Raw genomic sequence first — 21271 nt, 5'->3', positions numbered from 1 at the left:
ATGCTAGTTGCAGACTGGCAATAGTACCGCGTAATCAGAGCGTGTATGGTCGGCTGCAAATGTAGCATCAGTTTTGTTAAAATAAACATAGGATGGCTTTGAATAATTTTCTGCAATCACATCATCCCAGGTCAAATCTACGTTGTAGTATTTTCCATCTATGTATACGATATTCCATGCATGGTTAACCCCCTTTGAGGTGCCTGTAACGTAATAGCAAGGAATGCCCACACGCTCGCAGGCAATCTGAAAGGCTCTGGCGTAGCCTGCACAGACAGAGTATGGTGAGGTAAGCGCAGAATAGGCGCTTTGATTTAATTTGGCATCAACACTATAAGAAGTATTAGAGCAGATGTAATCATGAATGCATCGCTCTTTTTCTATATCCGAAGCTTCTGCCATTGCAGCAGCAACTATAGTGTTCAACTCATTTTCAATAATGGTATTTGCCGTAACTAATTCTTCAGAAGATATCCCAAATTGTAACTGAAACTTAATAACCTGTTCAGACTTGTTTAGGGCGTACTTATAGGTGGTGTTGACCCAATAAAGCTCTGGATGGTCAAAGTAAAATGAATTGATAGTTCTTTCCATTTCAGGCTCCGATAAAGGTATGCAAAGAGGAAACATACTATCATTAAATGACATAGCCATATCGTAAATCTGATTGTATACCTTTAGCTCATTTTCATTTAGCAAATTCTGATAATAAGTATAAGAGGAGGTGGCCTCTGAAGCGTTAGCAGTTTCCGTAAAGCATAGTGCAAATGCAACTAAAAGGGTATATAATAATATATGTAATTTTATCCGTTTATATTTCTTAGCACTCATAAAACAATCCCCGTAAATTAACTAACAAAAAGAGTTATTATCTATTATAAGAAATGAATATTGATAAAAGTGTGACCAATTAGTGGTTTCACAAAGAATTCACAGTGTTTATAGACACGTGTGTATTAAAGTTGGGGGAAGGTAGATTTTATGCCGCTTTGAGACGTCTTTGGGCATTGACAAAAATTTATCATATAGAGTATATTATATCTACAGGAAACTCTTTTTCTGAGTTAGAGTTTACTAACAAGTTATTCAAATAATTTTATATTAGGGAGCAAATATGCTAGATTACAAAGTTATTGAAGTTAAGCAAAGCATCTTTGAAGACAATGATGCTGACGCTGAAAAGCTTAGGGCAGAGATAAAGGCTCAGAAGACATTTCTAGTTAATCTTATGTCGGCTCCAGGCTCAGGCAAGACCACCACATTATGCCAGACCATTTCTCGTTTAAAGGAAGAAATGAAAATCGGTGTAATGGAGGCTGATATTGATTCTGATGTGGACGCTGCCACTATCACAGAGGCAGGCGCTCGTGCAATTCAGATACATACAGGAGGCATGTGCCATCTTGATGCAGATATGACTCGTCAAGGCTTACACGAATTTGGCACTGAAGAGTTAGATCTTGTTTTCCTGGAAAATGTTGGTAATTTAGTTTGTCCAGCGGAATTTGATACCGGTTCATCAAAGAACGCTATGATTCTCTCAGTTCCTGAGGGAGACGACAAGCCACTTAAATACCCACTGATGTTTTCAGTGTGTGATGTGGTTCTTATCAACAAATGCGATACACTTCCAGTGTTTAGCGAATTTTCAAAAGAGGCAGTAGAAGAACGTATTCATGGCCTTAATCCAAACGCAAAGGTTATTTTTGTTTCTGCAAAAACTGGTGAAGGCTTTGACGAATGGATTAACTGGTTGAGGGACCAGGTTGCAGCATGGAATAATTAGTCTTTTTTGAGGCAGTATATTAGATTTTTAAGGGTTGTAAAAGGAGGAAACACAATGGGAATTGGACCAGATAATTTGGGCGATTTCTACCCTGATTGGGTAAACGATTTAAAGGATGAGGACTTACGTCCAGAAATCCTTCAGCTTGGTAAGGTTATTACTGATAGAGCTAAGATTAAGCTTGGCCTTCAGAAGATTACAAAGTATGATCCAGAATATTGGGCAGTTGCTAATCTTGCACCTACAAAGGAAATTGCAGAGCTTGCACTTTCTATGGGTGGCATCAGAAAGCCAAAGACTTTCAAGCAGCTTCTTGACATCACAGGTCTTGATGAGAAGACATTAACAGAGCGTCTTGAGAAGGCTAGCTGGACAGGTCTTTTAGAGTGGAACTACGAAAACGAAGCTCACGAGAAGCAGTGGGTACTTCCTATGTTCGTACCAGGTTCTGCAGAGTTCTCTAACATGAATCAGGATTTTCTTAACGAGCATCCTGAAATGGGACGTTTCTTTGAGCGTATGAGCCGTCTTCCACTTGAGGGACTTACACACATGGTACCACCAGGAGGCGCTGGTATCGGTATGCACGTTATTCCTGTAGAGGATGCTATTTCAATGGAGCAGGAAGCAATCGGACTTGAGAAGATTTCTTACTGGCTCGATAAATACGAAGGAAAGTATGCTAAGTCACCTTGTTCATGCCGTCTTTCTAGAAAGACATATGACGAAGGCTGCGCTGATGACCCAGAAGGATGGTGTATCGCAGTTGGTGATATGGCAGACTACGTTGTTGAAACAAACAAGGGTGGTGTTTACATCACTCGCGAAGAGGCTCTTGAGATTTTCAAGCAGGCTGAGGACAACGGCTTTGTTCACCAGATCACAAATATCGATGGCGAGAACAAAATCTTCGCTATCTGTAACTGTAATGTAAATGTATGTTATGCGCTCAGAACATCACAGCTTTTCAACACTCCTAACATGTCACGTTCAGCTTATGTAGCACATGTTACAGCTGAGGACTGTGTTGCTTGTGGTAAGTGTGTTGAGAACTGTCCAGCAGGTGCTGTTAAGCTTGGTCAGAAGCTTTGCACAGCTGATGGTAAGCAGGTTGAGTATCCAAAGCAGGTACTTCCTACAGAGCGTAAGTGGTCTACAGACGAGTGGAACGATAACTATCGTGACACAAACAGAATCAACTGCTACGACACAGGTACAGCTCCATGTAAGACAGCTTGTCCTGCACACATCGCTATCCAGGGTTACCTTCGTATGGCAGCTCAGGGCCGTTACAAGGAAGCTCTTGCTCTTATCAAGCAGGACAATCCACTTCCAGCTATCTGCGGTCGTGTATGTAACAGACGTTGTGAGGCTGCTTGTACAAGAGGTACAGTTGATGAGGCTATCGCAATTGATGAAGTTAAGCGTTTCTTAGCAGAGATGGATCTCAAGGCTGAGACACGTTACATCCCTAAGAAGATTGTTCCTTCACAGAAGGGTGAATTTACAGAAAAGGTTGCTATCGTTGGTGCAGGTCCTGCAGGTCTTTCATGTGCTTACTACTTAGCACTTAAGGGTTACAAGCCTACTATCTTCGAAAAGAGCAATCATCCAGGTGGAATGCTTCGTTATGGTATTCCTTCATTCGTACTTGAGAACAACGTTATCGACGCTGAAATCGAAATTATCAAGGAGCTTGGTGTTGAGATTAAGTGTGGCGTTGAGGTTGGTAAGGACATCACTCTTGATGAATTACGTAGCCAGGGCTACAAGGCATTCTACGTAGCTATTGGTTGTCAGGGTGGTAACCTTCCAAACGTACCAGGTGACAAGGCTATCGGTACAGCAACAGCTGTTGATTTCCTTCACCAGTGCTCAGAGAACGAAGCTTACGATATCAAGGGTGACCTTGTTGTTATCGGTGGTGGTAACGTTGCTATCGACGTTGCTCGTTCTGCAAGACGTGTTGGTAATGAAAAGGTTTCTATGTTCTGTCTTGAATCTAGAGACATCATGCCAGCTTCTCCAGAGGAAATCGAAATCGTAGAGGCTGAAGGCGTTGAGCTTAACTGCGGTTGGGGTCCTAAGGAAGTTCTTGTTGATGAGGCAGGTGCTGTAAAGGGTATCGTTCTTAAGAAGTGTACACGTGTTAAGGACGAAACAGGCAGATTCAACCCACAGTATGATGAGAACGACACAATCACTGTAGAGTGTAAGCACGTTATCTTCTCAGTAGGACAGCGTAGCGTATACGGAGACCTCTTCAAGGGTTCTAAGGTTGTTATCGACAGAGGCCCTAAGGCTGATGCTCTTACATACCAGACAGACGAGCCAGACATCTTCGTTGGTGGTGATATGTACACAGGTCCACGTTTTGCTATCGATGCTATCGCAGCAGGTCGTGAGGGCGCTATCTCTATCCACCGTTTCGTACAGCCCCACAGCTCACTTACAATCGGACGTAACCGCCGTGACTTCATCGAGCTTGATAAGGAAAACCTTAAGATTGGTGATTACGATCACAGCCCACGTCAGATTCCTGGTGTTTCTAAGACAACAGTTGACGGAGAGCTTACATTCCGCGACAAGACAGTAGAGCTTACAGAGGAGCAGATTAAGGTTGAGACAGCTAGATGTCTTAAGTGTGGTGCTTCAGTTGTTGATGAGAATAAGTGTATCGGTTGTGGTGTATGTACAACCAAGTGCGAATTCGACGCAATCAAGCTTTACCGCGAGCATCCAGAGTGCTCTAAGATGACTCCATCTGAGGACAAGCTTAAGTACGTACTTCCAAACGGATTAAAGCAGCGCATCAAAGTTGCTTTCAAGCATAGATAAAAATGTTATAATAAAGGTGCTACTTCGGTAGCACCTTTTTTAGGCTTCCCCCTTTTTTAGGGGGAAGCTGTCACCGCAGGTGACTGATGAGGGTTATACTAACATATTTAAATATATCAGGCTTTACTTAGGAGAATACCATGAAAAATATATACTTATTTGCAAACGGCTTTGGCGAAACAGTAAGGACGCTACTAATCGCATATCTTATTCTCACTTTTGTATTTACAATATATTCAATAGCCAGAATGTACTATATAGAGCATAAATCTAATGATGTAAAGACAGGAAGAGCTAGAGTAAAGTATCTTCAATATAAAGGACGATTTTTGCAAATGCCTGTCTATTCCATGGGAGAAATGGCAGAGGATAAGCATAAGCGCGATGTTAAGCTTATGTATTTTCCAGCAGATAATCCAAAGCGCAAGCGATTCGTTATGATTCTGCCAGGCGGTGGCTACGCACATCTTTGCACCAAGCAGGAGGGCTACCCTGTTGCAGCAGCTCTTAACAAAATGGGAATCAATGCATTTGTATTAGAGTACAGTGCAGGAAGAGACTGTGAGCCATTCTCACCAATGGAGGATTTAGGTACAGCTCTTAGATTAATAAATGATAATCTTGATAAATTCAATGTGGAGATGGATGGCTATGCCCTTATGGGATTTTCAGCAGGTGGCAATCTTGCAGGCGTTTTTGCCAGCCATAAATACGGCTATTTAGATTACCAGCTTCCAAAGCCAGCAGCTATCATCCTAGGCTATCCTTGGACATGTGTTAACGACTGGCTACATCATCCATATTGGAATATTTGGATTGGTTTACTTGGAATATGGCTTAGCAACAGAGGAAGCTTTTATATGTTCGGCTTACGTCACATTAGAAAAGGCCGTCAGATGTTAGATGTTCAAAAATACATCGGTGATGATTATCCACCTACATTTATGTATTCAGGCTCTTGGGATGTATTAGTCCCAGCCAGCCGCCACGCAGATGTTTTTGACGCAGCCCTTACTGAGCACGGCGTAAAGCACGTTTATGAAAAATATTTCGGCGTCCCACACGGCATCGGCCTCGGCCTCCACACCAAAGCCGAAGGCTGGCTAGGCCGCGCCGTAGAATTCTGGGAAGAAAACTAAAGCCTTCCCCCTCTGGGGTGCTAGGCTCCAGTGGAGTCACAGAGTCCTGGAAGAAACAAAAGCCTTCTCCCTCTGGGAGAAGGTGTCACCGTAGGTGACGGATGAGGGTTTCCTCCAATTCTATTCATCCTAGAACTAAATTCTAGCCTAAATTACCAACAACTCTACTATTCATAGGTTTCTAAATCATCCTGCATCTTGTACCCTAAAGGTGTAACAATTGTAGCGACAGGAGGTCACCATGTTAGACTTAATCAAAATCGGTTCATTCATATCAGATATGCGCAAAGAAAAAGGTCTTACACAAAAACAGCTGGCAGAGCTTGTGGGAGTGAGCGACAAAGCTGTATCCAGATGGGAGACAGGAAAAGGCTTGCCGGACACTAGCATCATGCCAGAACTATGCAAGGCCCTTGATATTAATATAAATGAACTGTTATCTGGTGAGCGCCTGAACGCAGATACCTATAGTGGAAAGGCGGAGAAGCTTATGGTTGATTTAGTACAGGATATTCAGAACAACAAAAAGGATAGGAAAATAGAAATATTAAATTTGCCGAGAAGGCAGCAATCCTTGGTGGAGTCATTTCTAGCATAATAGGCTTTGTCACTGTATTTGCCATAGTATTTCGCGAGGATTATGAAGTCCTTGGCCCTAATCTTGCAGTAGCAGTGCTATCACTTCTCTACGGAGTGCTTTTAGCCTTACTATTGATGCCTATACAAGGCAGACTACATAAAATGCACTAGATAGTAACAAAGCGGCTAGCCAGGAAATTCTGGCTAGCCGCTAATTGATTATCAGGATATTTAGGTCTCAATTCTTGTTGATGAGCTTACAGTGGAAATGTTTTCCATATAGGTTAGATTTGTGCCGGCAGGAATGCTGAAGCCACTGCCTACAGAGCTGTTGTTGTTCTCTGGCTTGTAGGTTCCATTTTTCCACTGCTCAAATTTATCTTCTACTGCGTCATAAGTCTTTTTCGAAATATCAGGTAATTCCTTGCCCCAGGTTCCTGTAGCCTTTTCATAGCCCTTTTTGAATGCATCAAGAAGCATATCAGCTTTTGATGTATCGCCCCCAGAAAGAGCTATAGCAAAATCAACAATTCTATCAGAGGTCTTGTTTACGCCCCAATAACCATCCTCAGAAATGTCTTCCTGTGCCTTTGCAATAGTTTCAGGATCAGCATTAAACTTGCCTTCTGCCAAGAATTTCCACATATCATCCTGAGTTGCAATAGCGAAAGCGCTGCCCTGACCATTAATTGTTTTCATAACAATATCAAGAAGATTATTAATCATCTTCTCCTGATCAGCCTTCAACTGCTGGATTAAAGCAGTGCGGTCGCCCTTTTTGTAATTATCTGTAGTGAGAGCTTTGCCATCTGATGATTTTTCGTAAACAGCAGCCTCATCAGAAAACTTCGAAGCCTTGATTTCTTCTTTAGAAGCGTTAAATTCTAATGACTCTGTAACCGAACCATCGGCATTAGTAGTCTTCGTATAGGTTCCAGCTATATTAGAAGAAACGCTAGAGAGTGTGCTTAATTCCATAGACTAACCTCCTTGTTACATCGGCTTAATACAACAAAACCAGACGGAAATCCTTTTCCTATTCTTTTTATCGGAATCTTATTGATAAAAAATAACTGTTAGATTGTATTTATTTTAATACATAATCCTTGCCAATGTGTGTGTTCTTTGTTAAAATTTATAAAGATTGAATACAAAGTACAAACATGTACAATGCATTGGAGTTAGATATGGATAGTATTTCACTTAAAGCCCTTGCCAAGATTAATATAGGGCTTGATGTTACAGGTATTAGGGACGATGGCTACCATGAGGTCAGAATGATTATGCAGACAGTTAATCTGTTTGATAAGCTTACCATCAAAAAGACCGCTGATGGCAGTATCACAATGTCTACTAACCTTAAGTTTTTGCCGGTCGATAGTGATAATCTTTGTATTAAGGCGGCAGAGCTGTTGATAAAGGAATTTGGAATTAAAGAGGGTGTGCATATCGATTTGGAAAAGCATATCCCAGTAGCAGCCGGCATGGCTGGTGGTTCTACAGATGCAGCAGCAGTTTTATTTGGAGTTAATAAGCTTTTTAATCTTAAGCTTAGCAAAAAGGATATGATGGAGCGAGGCGTTAAAATCGGCGCTGATGTTCCTTATTGCATTATGCGAGGCACAGCCCTTGCAGAAGGTATTGGAGAAATTTTATCACCACTACCACCTATGATTAAATGCCCAGTGCTAATTGCCAAGCCGGGTATTTCAGTTTCTACAAAGCAGGTTTACCAGTCACTTGATGCTTGCTTTGACACAGTAAAACATCCTGACATAGATGGATTGATTTCAGATATAAAAGCAGGTGATCTTAAATCACTTTGCAACAACATGGGAAATGTTTTGGAGGAGGTTACAATTCCGTTACATCCAATCATAGCTGATATAAAAGCTAATATGATGGAAAATGGAGCAGTAGGAGCCATGATGAGTGGTAGCGGTCCTACAGTATTTGGCTTTTTTGATGATAATAAGAAAGCTAAATCTGCAAAGGAGGCTTTAACTAAGACGGGGATGGTTAAGCAGCTATATCTTACTACTATTTTTAATAATAAGAATTAACTACGAGAAGGAGACATATAATCAATGACTGAAAACCTTACACTACAAATGGATGATTATCTACCACTTCGCGACGTGGTGTTTAACACCCTTCGTGAGGCTATCTTAAAGGGGGAATTGAAGCCAGGTGAAAGACTAATGGAAATGCATCTTGCTACTAAATTGGGGGTTAGTCGCACACCTATCAGAGAGGCTATCAGAATGCTTGAGCATGAGGGATTGGCAGTTACTATTCCTCGTAAGGGCGCACAGGTGGCCAAAATGACAGAAAAGGATTTGCAGGACGTATTAGAGGTAAGAGATGCCTTAGATGCCCTTGCTGTGGTTTGCGCTTGCAACCGCATGACAGATGCTCAGTTTGTGGAGCTGAAGGAAGCGATGAAAGCTTTTGAAGATGCCACAAGAACAGAAGATGTGAGAAAGATAGTGGAGACTGATGAGGCCTTCCATGATGTGATTTATGCAGCAGCAGCCAACCCAAAGCTTGAAAACATCATTAATTCAGCAAGAGAGCAGATGTATCGCTACCGTTACGAATATGTTAAAAATCCAACAGTTTATGCGCAGCTTATATCAGAGCACAAGCAGATAATCGAGGGCTTTGATAGAAGAGATGTAGAGTTTCTTAAGGATATTATGCACATACATTTAACCAACCAGATAAATGCAGTGCGAGAGGTTATTAGAGAGCAGAAGTAATATAATGACAGGAATTAAATGTGAAGTAAAAGTTGTCAGCAGACAGAAGATGGGAAACGAAAGGGAAGTTACCGAAGAGGTATACCAGGGAACCTATCTTGATAGAGGGGATAAGAAATATTTATCCTACAAGCGTCACACAGAGGATGGAGATATAGATTGCCTACTCAGCTATGGCGCTGGCAAAATGACCCTCAGTCAGCAGGGAGCCATGAAGTCAAAGCTTGAATTCGTCCCTGGCAAAAAAACAGAAAACATGTACCAGACACCTATAGGAAATATGATGGTGCCAGTTTTCACCAGAGGTCTTTCCGTCCACGATAAAAAGGATACCATCGAAATCATGCTTGATTACGATATTGCCACAGGTGATGCCATTCAGACATTAATGGAAATCACTGTAACAATCTAAAAAAGCCTTCTCCCTTGATAGGGAGAAGGTGTCACCGTAGGTGACGGATGAGGGTAGCCCCAATATTATTTATTCATTAGCCATATCTTTAAGCTTATTCATAACCTGTTTCACAGGTGGAAGAAACAATATCACGATAGTCACTGCAGCTTCTGCAAAGATGTAGATTGCATTGTAAGCAAGTGAGTATGCGAAAGGATTCCAACCTTCCCAAGCCCATTCGCCAAAGAAAATCCAACCAGAAATTACCGCAAATACGTAGCGGCCTAAAACAGCTGCAATATATCCTTTGATTAGACCGTGCTTTGCATTCTTGAAAAATCCAGATAAACCAAGAGCACCAAAAGCGAGGATGTAATCAACAATAACCTGTGCTGGGAAAAGAATATATGGATCAACGATAAGGTTTAACAATCCATAAGCAACACCTGTGATGATTCCTATAACTGGGCCAAACCAAAATCCTGGGAGGCAAGCAACTAGCATTGAAAGCAAGGTAATTGAACCACCTGTTGGGAATTTGAACACCTTGATGTTTGAAAGAACAAAAGCAAGTGCAATAGACATAGCGCAAAAGGCCAGCTTCTTAGCGTTAAAGTTTACCTTTGCGTTAGAGTTTGAAATGTGATTAATCATAATAAAAAATCTCCCTTCATACATAAAAAGCTAGGAGATTGTAAAAGCTTCCTTACGCTGGTATTATCCAGTTCAAGTAATAAGGGTCGGTGAAATCACCTCTCAGCATACGCGCCCCTAGCATCGTTATTTATTTCTAGTTAAAAATACCACGTTCGTACCATTCCGTCAATGTTTAATCAAAAAGTTGGGTTATCCATAGCAAGAAGGCCAATAATTTGGTACACTACAAGTATGATAAACACAGATAAAATAATAGAAAAAGTAATACTTGTATCAGTGAACGAAGGAGACGAGGCAGAAGCCAAGGATTCCCTTAAGGAGCTTGCGGAATTATGCAAGACTGCCGGGGCAGAGGTTGTAGGCGAGGTTATGCAGAATCTTGAGCGCCGCAACCCAGGCACCTATGTAGGCACTGGTAAGGTAGAAGAAATTGCAGATTTAATATGGGAAAAGGAAGCCACAGGCATAGTATGTGACGACGAGCTTACACCAGCACAGATGCGTAATCTTGCCGATGCCCTTGATACAAAGGTCATGGATAGAACGCTTATCATCCTTGATATCTTTGCTGCAAGAGCAGGTACAGCAGAAGGTAAGATTCAGGTAGAGCTTGCACAGCTTAGATACGAAATGACCCGCCTTACTGGCTTCGGAAAGAACATGTCCCGTGTAGGTGGTACTGCAGCAGGGGGCGGCGGAGCCATCGGAACACGTGGCCCTGGTGAGAAGAAGCTGGAGATGGACAAGCGTCTTATCGCTGGCCGTATTTCCCAGCTTAAAAAGGAATTAAATGATGTAGTAAATCATCGTGAGCTTACACGTTCCAGAAGACAGAAGAATGGAGTGCCAGTTGCAGCCATAGTAGGCTACACAAACGCAGGCAAATCATCACTTCTTAATAAGCTTACAGATGCGGATATATTAGAGTGGGATGCATTGTTTGCAACACTTGATCCTACCACTAGAGAATTATTACTAGATAACGACCAAAAGATTCTTCTTACAGACACAGTAGGCTTTATTAGAAAGCTTCCACATCACCTTGTGGATGCATTTAAAAGTACCCTTGAAGAGGCGAAGTACGCTGATTTTATCATCCATGTTGTGGATGTGAGCAATCCTCAGATGGATAGACAAATGGAAATTGTGTATGAAACCTTGGATAAGCTTGGAGTTAGTGGAAAACCTATCCTTACTATCTTTAACAAGGTGGATAAAGTGGAAGATGAGCTTGATTACCACGATTTACGTGCTGATTACACCGTCCATACATCTATAAAGACAGGCAAGGGCTTGGATAAGGTTAGGGAGATACTTGCTACAATGATGCGTGGTGACAAGGAATATATCGAAAAATTAATTCCATATACGGAAGCTGGAAGTATTGCGAAGATTCGCGAAAATGGTGAGCTTATTTCAGAAGAATACCGTGAGGATGGCATCTTTATTAAGGCATATATTTAATTTTACAAAATCTTTACCATTATTATATAAAATACTTAGACAATGACCGTCTGACGTGTTATGATATTGAAGGACAAAAAGAGAAGGTTTAAGAATTTGCTTTTCGTGAAGGAAAAGTACGGTATTTAAAGGAGAAAATAATGACAATTGCAGAAGTATTATCGCTACTAGGTGGAGTAGGCTTATTTTTATTTGGAATGTCTATTATGTCCACAGGACTTAAAAATAGTTGCGGTGACAATCTACAGGTTATCTTAGAGAAAGCTACTACTAATAAAGCAGTGGCAGTCTTTGTTGGACTTCTTATGACAGTCCTTGTGCAGAGCTCATCAGCTACAGATGTTATGGTTATCGGTTTTGTTAACTCAGGTATGATGACTTTGGCGCAGGCCATAGGAGTTATCTTAGGTGCCAATATCGGTACTACTATCACAGCTCAGATTACAGCTTTTAATATTGCTACATTCACACCAGCTATTTTGTTTACTGGTGCGGTTATGTATCTTTTCATGAAAAAGGATTTAGTGAAGCATTTAGGCTCATTCTTTATGGGATTTGGTATGCTCTTCCAGGGTATCACCATCATGAAGGCAGCCATTGCACCACTTGCACAGTCAGTAATGTTTAAGAACTTCCTTGCAGGACTTACAAATCCATTTGTAGCTCTTGTATTCGGTATCGCTTTTACAGCATTACTACAGAGTTCATCATCATCTACAGTTATCTTCCAGACATTCGTAGCTCAGGGAATCTTGGATTACAATGTTGCAGTTTATTTGGTAATTGGTGCTGCTATCGGTTCTGTTGCACCTAACCTTTTAGCATCACTTACAGCCAACAGAAATGGTAAGCGTTCAGCTATTCTTAACCTATTGTTCAATGTTATCAGAGCAATGGTTATTATAGTCATTATCAATGTGACACCACTTCTGACATGGATTCAGTCTACATCATCTGATCCAGCCAGACAGATAGCTAACACACATACAATATTTGCTTTTATTGCAGTGCTTATTATCTTCCCATTTACAGATTACATCATTAAGCTTACATACATGTTTATTCCAGAGCTTCCAGAAGAAACACGTGCTGCTGAGGACAGACAGCTTGTATTTATGACACAGGTTAACAATGTGCCACCTAACATGGCTATTCACCAGGCACAGCTTGAGGCAGCCAGAATGGGTGCTATCGCAGCTGAAAACTTCGAAAAGGCCATTGATTGCTTCTTCGACTATTCACCAGAAAAGGTGGAGGACGTTGAGCAACGTGAGGAAACAGTCAACATCCTCAACCATTCTATTCAGGATGCTATGGTTAAGCTTCAGACTCTTAACCTTACACCTGCAATGCTTAGACGAATATCTGCAATCACTATTGCAGTTACTGATATGGAGCGTATTTCTGATCACGCAGAAAACATCATCGAATACGCTACCCGCATGAAGAACAAAAAGACAAAGCTTTCTAAGAAGGCAGCCAAGGAACTTAAGGAAATGGCTGATAATTCCATGGAAGAGGTAGAGCTTGCTATCGACATATTCACCTCTGAAAATTACGAAAACTTAGATGCTATTGAAAAGCTTGAAAAGAAGGTTGATAAGCAGGAAAAGCAACTCATCAATCATCATGTTGAGCGTCTTATGGAAAATAAATGCGAGCCAATCGCAGGTGTTATCTTCTCTGACATGGTAACAGACTTAGAACGATGCGCCGACCACGCAATTAACATCGCGTATGCATTAAAAGAGCATCCATAAATAATTAGGTATTTAAAAGAGCCACAATTCACTCTGTATTCTCTATGAAGCAGAGCTTGAATGTGGCTTTTTTTTGCGTGTTTTTAGAATGAGTATAAGTAATGTGAAAAATAATGATTATATACCAAAAATAAGATAAAATATGGGGATTTCCACAAAATTAGTATAAGCAGTGTGAACATCTGTAAATATATACTAAATCAGGAAGGAATATATAATATTTCCGCTGATTTTAGTATATAAACAGCAATATTCACCTACCATATACCAATAACACCGTTGGAACAGTTTAAATGTAGCTAATCAGGTATAGATTCTTAAAACTTCACACTATATATACCAAGTCGCCCTAGGGCAGAATATTTCATCAAAGGGGTTGCATAAAAAATGTAAGTGTAGTATATTGTACTCAATTAAATAGGAAATCTTCAGGGCAAGGTGCGAAAGCGTAGGCTTTCAATTCCTGACCGGCGGTATAGTCCGCGAGCCTTCGGGCCGAACCAGTGAGATTCTGGTACCGACAGTATAGTCTGGATGGAAGAAGATAAGCGCAATATGTTTATTGAATTTACAGCCCTGAGTTTATCTCAGGGCTTTTTAATTGCGTACAATCAAATGAAGATTCCTAACAAATAATAATTTTATTTTTAGGAGGATGAATTAATGGATTCAACACAAATGACAAACGGGAGAGCAGTAATGAAATCAAGGGTAAATGTAAGAAAGATGACAGTGACAGCAATGCTATCAGCCATCGCTTTTGTGCTTATGTTTTTAGACACAGCAGTTCCAATCATGCCATCATTTATCAAGCTTGATTTATCAGAGCTTCCAGCACTTATGGCAGCTTTTGCACTTGGACCAGTATGGGGCGTAATTGTTTGCCTGATTAAGAATCTGTTGCATCTTTTGATGACACAAACAGGCGGTGTAGGTGAGCTTTCAAACTTTATTTTAGGCGCAGCCTTCGTGCTTCCAGCAGGCCTTATTTATCATCATAAGAAAACAAAGAAAAATGCTATTATTGGCGCATTAGTAGGCGCTGTTATTATGGGCACTATAAGCTTCCCATCAAACTATTTTATCGTATATCCGGTATATTATAATTTTATGCCAAAGGAAGTAATTGTTGCTGCATACCAAGCACTTGTACCATTTGCAAATATTGATTCAATTGCAAAATGCTTATTGTTTTTTAATGTGCCATTTACCATCGTAAAAGGACTTCTATCAGCAATTATTACAATCCTTATTTACCAACCACTTAGACCACTTCTTAAGGGCAATAATTAATAATTAGATTAAAAATCAGCAGATAAAATCAGGTCAGGGGTGGCCTGATTTTTTCATGAAGAAAATTAAATCCCTTGACTTGTATACAAGATTGTATTAAATGTATTAGATAGGCAATATGCTAAATATAAGTCGGGAGATGATACATGAAAGCGGTAGAAAGATATAATTCTGAAACAGCAAGAGAATATGCAATGCGTGCAATCACGGAGAATATTATATCCATAGACCTGGAGCCGGGGCAGTTGATTAGCGAAAATGAGATAGCCAGCTTCCTTGGGGTTAGCCGTACTCCAGTTAGAGAGTCTATTCAGGAATTGAATAAGGCCGCATTGATAGAGATATACCCTCAGAGGGGAAGCTACGTGTCATTGATTGATTCAAAATACGTGGAAGAGGCAGTATTCCTTCGTAAGGTTTTAGATATTGCTGTTATAGAGGAAGCCTGTAATCTTGCTACAGAAGATGACATTGCATTACTAGAAGAGAATGTGGCGTTGCAGGAATTTTATTTAAAGAGCAATAATACTAAAAAGATTTTCGAGCTTGATAATGAGTTTCACAGAATGATTTATGTGGCAGCTAAAAAAGAAATGATCCATAACATGCGAAAAAATGTAATGATTCATTTTGATAGAGTGCGAACCCTATCAATGCTTGCGGTAAAAGATACAAAGATTGTAGCTGACCATGGAATCATGCTTAGTGCAATAAAAAACAAGGACAAAAATAAGGCTAAGGAGATAGTTGAGAAGCACTTAGACCGCTATAGAGTGGACCAGGAAGAGCTTTTAAGAACATATCCGCAATTTTTTGCAAAAGAATAGCAATAATTAATAGGCAATATAGCTATTATGTGTAAAACAACCAAAATGCTTTTGGCATTTTGGTTGTTTTTTTAGAATAGACAAAACTCTTACGAAAAACTAATATACTTGTATACTAGTTCGAAGGAGAGGAAATTTATGAAAGTATTAGCAACAAAAAATGCTGCAGTATCAACAGCCAGTTTTAACTGGAAAGCTTACATAAAGAGATATTGGCAGCTGTACGCGCTACTTCTTTTACCAATGCTGTATTTACTTATTTTCAAGTACATTCCAATGAAGTATGTACTGATTGCATTTAAGAAATACAGTATTGTGCAAAAGGTTGGTGAGATGCCATGGGCTGATAATCATGGCTTCCAGTATTTCATTCAGGCATTCCACAATAAGGATTTCTTGAATGCATTACGCAACACTGTATGTTTGAATCTGTTGGATTTATGTATCGGATTTCCGATACCAATCATATTTGCATTGATTCTGAACGAGCTGAACATCAAGTGGTTTAAGAAGACAGTTCAGACAATTGCTTACATGCCACACTTCCTTTCATGGGTTATCATTTATGGTTTGGCAATTCAGCTTTTTGCACCAGGTAACGGTCTTGTAAACATGGTAATTACAAACCTTGGTGGAGATGCAGTTCCATTTTTGAACGACCCACATAAATGGGTAGGAACATATATATTCCTTGGAATATGGCAGAGCTTCGGTTGGAACTCAATCATCTACTTAGCTGCAATCGCAGGTATTTCACCTGAATTATACGAGGCAGCATCGGTTGATGGAGCTGGACGATTCAGAAAGATGTGGCACATCACATTGCCAGGAATTAAGAGCACAATCGTAGTACTTCTTATCATGGCACTTGGTAATATCTTAGGTTCAGCATTTGATAGACCATTCGCTTTACAGAACAACTTAGTAATGCAGAATGCAGAAGTTATTTCAACATTCGTTTACAAAAATGGTATTAAGGGATTGCAGTTCTCACTGACAACAGCAGTTGGTTTGTTCCAATCAGTGGTAGGTGTATTCTTCTTACTCTTCGCAAACTGGCTTTCTAGAAAGCTTGGCGAAAGAGGAATTTGGTAAGGAGGTGCGACATGGCAAACGATATGGCTTTAAAGAGAGGAAAAATTGGTTTGAAAAGTTTTGCACTTTCTAGAAAAAAAGAAAAAGACGATGAGATGGAATCAAGCCGAATGGTTAGATCTGATGGAACAAAGGTGGGCGATATAGTATTCGTAGCAATCTGTGTGATAATCAGTTTGGTTTGCTTGGTTCCAATGATTAACCTTTTAGCACGTTCATTATCAGGAACAGATTTCTTGGTAAGAAGAGAGGTTTACTTACTTCCCAAGGGACTTAACATTGACGCTTATTCAACAGTTTTAGGAGATCCAAAATATATTAAGTCATTCTTCTGGACAGTATTTTTAACAGTGGTTTGTACATTCATTTCATTAACAATGACAGTACTTTGTGCATACCCACTTATATTTAATAAGCTTAAGGGACGTTCATTCTTCAATATCGTAATTACGATAACAATGTTCTTTAACGCAGGAACAATTCCTAACTACTTATTGATGAAGGAGTTAAACCTTCTTGATAATCCGTTAGTACTTATCATCCCAGGATGTATGAGTGTTTACAACATGATTATCATGAGAAGCTTCTTCTACGGAATACCAGATTCTCTTAGAGAATCAGCAGAGATTGATGGTGCATCATTCTTCCGTATCCTTTGGTCTATCTACTTACCACTGTCTAAGCCAGTAATAGCAACACTTGCCCTCTTTTATGCGGTAGGTAGATGGAACGGATACTCAGATGCGTTGATGTATATGAAGAACAAGGATTTCTATCCTCTTCAGCTTTTACTTTATAACATATTGAACAATATGAATTCAGTAGAGGTTGCCACACAGGAAGGATTCTCAACACCTGGTTTATCAGAGTCCTTAAAGGCTGCAATCGTAATGTTCTCTACGATTCCAATCCTCTGCATCTATCCATTCTTACAGAAGTACTTCATCCATGGAGTTACTTTAGGAGCGGTTAAGGAGTAGAAATGAGTTTTTATCAAAAAAACTTATTTTAAACCCTAATTAAAGGGGCCTATAAATTTAACATAATACTTGGGAGGTATATGAATGAAAAAAAGATTAGTAGCATTAGTGCTTGCTTCTGCAATGGCACTAGGAATGGTGGGCTGCGGTGGCTCTAGCGAAAAGTCAGCTAGCACATCAGCAGACAGCAGTGAATCAGCAGGCGCTTCAGAGCTTGTTGATGGAAAGTTTGCAGAGACAAAGCACATCACAGTTGAGGTTTATGACAGAGGAAATGATGGCGGTACAGATCCTACAGACAACATGTACACAGAGTACATCAAAAAGGGTATGCTTGAGGATCACAACGTAGAGGTTGAGTTTGTTTCAGTTCCACGTTGGACAGAGACAGAAGAAATCAACAACCTTCTTGCTTCAGGCGGAGCACCAGACATCTGTCTTACATATTCATACCCAACAATCCAGACATACGCTAACATGGGCGGTGTTACAGATTTAAAGCCACTTCTTGATCAGTATGGTTCAGAGCTTACAAACCTTAATGATTGGCTTGGCGATACAAACATCTACTGGGATTTAGATGATGAGAAGGGTACACTTTGGGCAATCGAAGGAAAGCGTGCTAACAACAGACGTATCAACACATTCATGAGAAAGGACTGGCTTGATAAGCTTGGTCTTGAAGAGCCAAAGACAAAGGAAGAGTTCTACGAGGATATCTGTGCATTCCGTGACAACGCTAAGGAGCTCCTTGGCAAGGATGCAGACAAGATGGTTCCATTCTCAGTTTCATTTGATGTAGGCTGGAGAGCAGCACTTCTTATTGAGTCAGAAATGGATCCAGCTATCACAGATAAGGAATTCTACATCAACGGATTTGATGATAGAAAGCTTACACAGAACGGAACAAAGGAAGCTATGAAGACACTTAACAAGTGGTACAACGAAGGCCTACTTTGGAATGATTTCGCACTTTACACAGCTGGTGATTCAACAGAGGATGATATGATGAAGGCTGGTTATGTTGGTGCATTCCAGCACAACTGGGATTATCCTTTCCGTGGTGGAGATGATTCAATCCAGGCTAACCTTAAGAGAATCGTTGGCGATGATGCTAAGTATGTAGCAGTTGACTGCTTCGAAAACTCAAAGGGTGATACACTTAAGTATGTAGATTCAACAGCAGGCGATAGAAAAATCTTCTTCCCTACAACAAATGATGAGCCACTTGCATCACTTCTTTACCTTGACTGGATTTCAGCTCCAGAGCACATCAAGTACTTACAGATTGGTGATGAGGGCGTAACACACAACGTACTTGACGATGGCGCTATCGAGTGCATCGCTGCAACAGGCGACCCAATCATGAACTCAGGTAACAACATCGATTACACAATTACATGTAACGGTCTTTCACTTGGTGATGATGATCTTACACTTCTTTCAATGGCACACAGCTACCCATCATGTGACCCAGCTGATGTACAGCAGGCACTTGATTATGCAGCAACAAACAACAAGATTGCAAAGAACGTAAAGGTTCCAGAAGTTGTTGCAGAAAATGGTATGGGTGAGGCACTTTCATCTAAGAGAGATGTAGTATTTGATACAGCTCTTGCAGCAAAGCCAGCTGATTTCGACAAGGTTTGGGATCAGGGTATTGCAGATTACCTTTCAGCAGGTGGACAGGCAATCATGGATGAGAGAACACAGAAGTTTGAAGCTAAGTATGGTTCTTCTACATCAGTAGAATAAAATGATTTTTTACAGGGCGGGCAGAAATGCTCGTCCTTTTTTGCTACAAATATGTTTTAAATGTGAAAAAAATGTGTCTAAAATTGAAAGAATATTATATAATTGTTTAGTAATGTGAATTATTTTTCTATGAATTTATTTTTAAGAAAAACAGTTGAAAGACAGGATAGAGATATAATAAAAAAATAAATAGAAAGTGTGGTTAGAGAATGAGTGAAATATCGTATCTTCAGAATAGAATTTCACAACTGGAAGATGAAATTCGAAAGCTGGAAAAAGAAAGAAGTAATGGTGAAGACTTAATAACTGACGTTACAATCAAGAAAAATCGAAATCTTGAGGAGATGCAAAGAAGGAGAAACACCGTCAGAAGAATTGATGACTTGCGCAGCAGTGCGCCTTATGCTGACACAGTAATATCACGTCTATTGGATGTATATAATGATAACCGAGGTGGTGAACTGGATTCAAACGCTCAGGATATTATAAATAAGGCTCACGATAGGATAAATGCAATAAATTATGAAATACAGTGCAAACGAGATGAAATTGCAAGCTGCTATGCAAGAATAGAAGCCATTAGAGCAGAGGAGGAAAGAGAAAGAAATGAGCAATCTAAAGCTTAAGCTATGTGATGAGGAATTTGCAGATCAGGTAACTAATATATTAGAGATTGTAACTAAACTCACTGAGGCGTCGGATACAGTTTCTGGTATAGCTGATAGTCTAAAGGAAAATAGTCTTTCCGATATTTTGATAGATAGGGAAATTACAAACAAAATAAATATGTTAAAGAATTTTTCTGGAGCACTTCATGAGGCTGTTGAAAATGATAAAAAAAATTTGGAAGGATTCATAGAGGAAGTAGAGTCATATGAATCTGTCCTATAGGAGGAAAGTAAATGAGTGCAGAATTAGATGAATTGATGGTAAATCTCACTTCATTAAAAAGTGATATTAATAAATTAAAAAAAGTGTCACGAGACCTTAGCCATATTAGTAGTATAAATAGCAGTTTATCTTCTTCACAGGGCTCGGCAAAGGAGGCTCTTGATAAGGAACTTACAAGCATTAAAAATGCAGGTTTGGCATATAAGGCTGCTATAGATGATTTGGTTGCTGATTTAGAAATGGCTGAACAGCGATTTAAGTCTACAGACGAAAGATTAGCTGGAATATATCGAAAATAGGGAGAAACATAATGAAAAAAAGATTAGTATCTATGGTTTTGATTTTAGGAATGCTAATACAATTTGGAGGATGTTCAGGAATGGATTTAATAGGAAAAGAAAAATTAAACGAGAGACAGAAAAAAATCCTTGTAGAAAATGGTCTTTCAGCAGATTGGAAGGATTTAAAATACGACCAGAAGGAATCAATCACAGCAATTGAAGAGATGCTTGAATACCTTGAGGAAAAGTATGGAAAAGAATTTGAGTATCTTGGATATGATAATGGATTATCATTTGGTGATGATGAAGACCTGATTGCGGTAGCAGTCGATGATGATCCTGTGTATGATGGAGTTTCTGTATGGCGTGATGAGGAAGATAAGACTAAATTCCATGATGATTATGATATGGTTAAGTTAACTAAAAAACTTAGAGAAGATTCAAAACCATTTTTGGAAGAAGTCTTTAACGGTGCGGATTATATGATTTATATAGATGCTCTTGAAGCAAATGATAGCGGTGACAAATTAGAATGGGGCGATGTTGAGATTCACGTTCGAGCAAGTCAGATGGAAAATGTTGATTCCAAAGAAGCATACGATAAATTATGGGATTATTATGAAACTCAAATGGATGATTTGAGGGGTGTATTTTTGTATGTAGTAAAAGATGAAAAATTTGATGAAGAGTATCAAATCGGATATCCACAGTTTTTTGGGGAGGGTGATACTGTTGAAGATTTTGTAAGTAAATCAGATGCGGAGGAGTAG

The 21271-nt window shown here is 39.8% G+C and carries 21 protein-coding genes and 2 riboswitches; of the genes, 18 read left to right on the top strand and 3 right to left on the bottom strand.

The features are described from left to right. Positions 1 to 3 precede the first annotated feature (3 nt). Positions 4 to 831 (bottom strand): transglutaminase domain-containing protein, encoded by an 828-nt coding sequence (locus BM097_RS05830; protein ID WP_090546864.1) that lies wholly within the window; start codon positions 829 to 831, stop codon positions 4 to 6. A 283-nt stretch (positions 832 to 1114) separates the two neighbouring features. Here BM097_RS05830 and hypB point away from each other — a divergent pair, with 283 nt between their 5' ends. The 4 genes from hypB (at position 1115) to BM097_RS05810 (ending at position 6361) form a co-directional block, all read left to right on the top strand. Next, positions 1115 to 1786 carry a hydrogenase nickel incorporation protein HypB gene (gene hypB / locus BM097_RS05825; protein WP_090546861.1) on the top strand — a complete coding sequence of 224 codons (672 nt, stop codon included), beginning with the start codon at positions 1115 to 1117 and terminating at the stop codon, positions 1784 to 1786. Between the two features lie 54 nt (positions 1787 to 1840). Continuing rightward, on the top strand, positions 1841 to 4624 hold the full coding sequence (locus BM097_RS05820) for an FAD-dependent oxidoreductase (protein WP_177197385.1): 2784 nt from the start codon (positions 1841 to 1843) through the stop codon (positions 4622 to 4624). A 140-nt stretch (positions 4625 to 4764) separates the two neighbouring features. Next, on the top strand, positions 4765 to 5763 hold the full coding sequence (locus BM097_RS05815) for an alpha/beta hydrolase (protein WP_090546858.1): 999 nt from the start codon (positions 4765 to 4767) through the stop codon (positions 5761 to 5763). A 241-nt stretch (positions 5764 to 6004) separates the two neighbouring features. After that, entirely contained in the window at positions 6005 to 6361 is a 357-nt protein-coding gene (locus BM097_RS05810; protein ID WP_090546856.1) for a helix-turn-helix domain-containing protein, read from the top strand. A 212-nt stretch (positions 6362 to 6573) separates the two neighbouring features. Here BM097_RS05810 and BM097_RS05805 read toward each other — a convergent pair whose 3' ends face one another. Next, entirely contained in the window at positions 6574 to 7320 is a 747-nt protein-coding gene (locus BM097_RS05805) for a hypothetical protein (RefSeq protein WP_177197384.1), read from the bottom strand. 209 nt (positions 7321 to 7529) lie between these two features. Between BM097_RS05805 and ispE the strand changes: the two genes are divergently transcribed. Genes ispE through BM097_RS05790 form a run of 3 tightly spaced genes read left to right on the top strand, consistent with a single transcriptional unit; the run spans position 7530 to position 9516 of the window. Continuing rightward, positions 7530 to 8405, top strand: a complete 876-nt coding sequence (ispE, locus tag BM097_RS05800; RefSeq protein ID WP_090546853.1) for a 4-(cytidine 5'-diphospho)-2-C-methyl-D-erythritol kinase — start codon at positions 7530 to 7532, stop codon at positions 8403 to 8405. Positions 8406 to 8429: 24 nt separating this feature from the next. Continuing rightward, positions 8430 to 9104, top strand: coding sequence for a GntR family transcriptional regulator (locus BM097_RS05795; protein ID WP_090546850.1), 675 nt, complete (start codon positions 8430 to 8432; stop codon positions 9102 to 9104). A 4-nt stretch (positions 9105 to 9108) separates the two neighbouring features. Continuing rightward, a complete protein-coding gene (locus BM097_RS05790) occupies positions 9109 to 9516 on the top strand; it encodes a YwiB family protein (protein WP_177197383.1) in 408 nt (135 codons plus the stop codon). Positions 9517 to 9585: 69 nt separating this feature from the next. Here the strand turns inward: BM097_RS05790 and thiT are convergent, their stop codons facing one another. Continuing rightward, on the bottom strand, positions 9586 to 10152 hold the full coding sequence (gene thiT / locus BM097_RS05785) for an energy-coupled thiamine transporter ThiT (RefSeq protein WP_090546844.1): 567 nt from the start codon (positions 10150 to 10152) through the stop codon (positions 9586 to 9588). 32 nt (positions 10153 to 10184) lie between these two features. Further along, positions 10185 to 10281: riboswitch (TPP riboswitch) on the bottom strand. Positions 10282 to 10386: 105 nt separating this feature from the next. Between thiT and hflX the strand changes: the two genes are divergently transcribed. The 11 genes from hflX to BM097_RS05730 all read left to right on the top strand — a co-directional run bounded on the left by hflX (position 10387) and on the right by BM097_RS05730 (position 21271). After that, complete coding sequence (gene hflX / locus BM097_RS05780; RefSeq protein ID WP_090546841.1) at positions 10387 to 11619, top strand: GTPase HflX; 1233 nt, start codon at positions 10387 to 10389, stop codon at positions 11617 to 11619. A 140-nt stretch (positions 11620 to 11759) separates the two neighbouring features. Beyond that, positions 11760 to 13379, top strand: a complete 1620-nt coding sequence (locus BM097_RS05775; RefSeq protein ID WP_090546839.1) for a Na/Pi cotransporter family protein — start codon at positions 11760 to 11762, stop codon at positions 13377 to 13379. 420 nt (positions 13380 to 13799) lie between these two features. Continuing rightward, positions 13800 to 13929: riboswitch (FMN riboswitch) on the top strand. Positions 13930 to 14042: 113 nt separating this feature from the next. Continuing rightward, entirely contained in the window at positions 14043 to 14672 is a 630-nt protein-coding gene (locus BM097_RS05770) for an ECF transporter S component (RefSeq protein WP_242944664.1), read from the top strand. Between the two features lie 146 nt (positions 14673 to 14818). Next, a complete protein-coding gene (locus tag BM097_RS05765; RefSeq protein ID WP_090546836.1) occupies positions 14819 to 15499 on the top strand; it encodes a GntR family transcriptional regulator in 681 nt (226 codons plus the stop codon). 138 nt (positions 15500 to 15637) lie between these two features. Next, positions 15638 to 16594, top strand: a complete 957-nt coding sequence (locus BM097_RS05760; RefSeq protein WP_090546833.1) for an ABC transporter permease — start codon at positions 15638 to 15640, stop codon at positions 16592 to 16594. Positions 16595 to 16605: 11 nt separating this feature from the next. Next, positions 16606 to 17574 carry a carbohydrate ABC transporter permease gene (locus BM097_RS05755; RefSeq protein WP_090546830.1) on the top strand — a complete coding sequence of 323 codons (969 nt, stop codon included), beginning with the start codon at positions 16606 to 16608 and terminating at the stop codon, positions 17572 to 17574. A gap of 84 nt (positions 17575 to 17658) precedes the next feature. Further along, positions 17659 to 19329 (top strand): type 2 periplasmic-binding domain-containing protein, encoded by a 1671-nt coding sequence (locus BM097_RS05750; RefSeq protein WP_090546827.1) that lies wholly within the window; start codon positions 17659 to 17661, stop codon positions 19327 to 19329. 209 nt (positions 19330 to 19538) lie between these two features. Beyond that, positions 19539 to 19955 carry a hypothetical protein gene (locus BM097_RS05745; RefSeq protein ID WP_090546825.1) on the top strand — a complete coding sequence of 139 codons (417 nt, stop codon included), beginning with the start codon at positions 19539 to 19541 and terminating at the stop codon, positions 19953 to 19955. After that, complete coding sequence (locus tag BM097_RS05740) at positions 19936 to 20220, top strand: hypothetical protein (RefSeq protein WP_090546823.1); 285 nt, start codon at positions 19936 to 19938, stop codon at positions 20218 to 20220. The genes BM097_RS05745 and BM097_RS05740 overlap by 20 nt, the downstream gene beginning before the upstream one ends. Positions 20221 to 20231: 11 nt before the next feature. After that, positions 20232 to 20519, top strand: coding sequence for a hypothetical protein (locus BM097_RS05735; RefSeq protein ID WP_090546821.1), 288 nt, complete (start codon positions 20232 to 20234; stop codon positions 20517 to 20519). Positions 20520 to 20530: 11 nt separating this feature from the next. After that, a complete protein-coding gene (locus BM097_RS05730) occupies positions 20531 to 21271 on the top strand; it encodes a hypothetical protein (protein ID WP_090546819.1) in 741 nt (246 codons plus the stop codon).

Origin of the sequence: Pseudobutyrivibrio sp. OR37 (genome assembly GCF_900113655.1) — a bacterium.
Lineage (GTDB): Bacteria > Bacillota > Clostridia > Lachnospirales > Lachnospiraceae > Pseudobutyrivibrio.
This window is presented reverse-complemented; position numbering and strand designations above follow the sequence as displayed.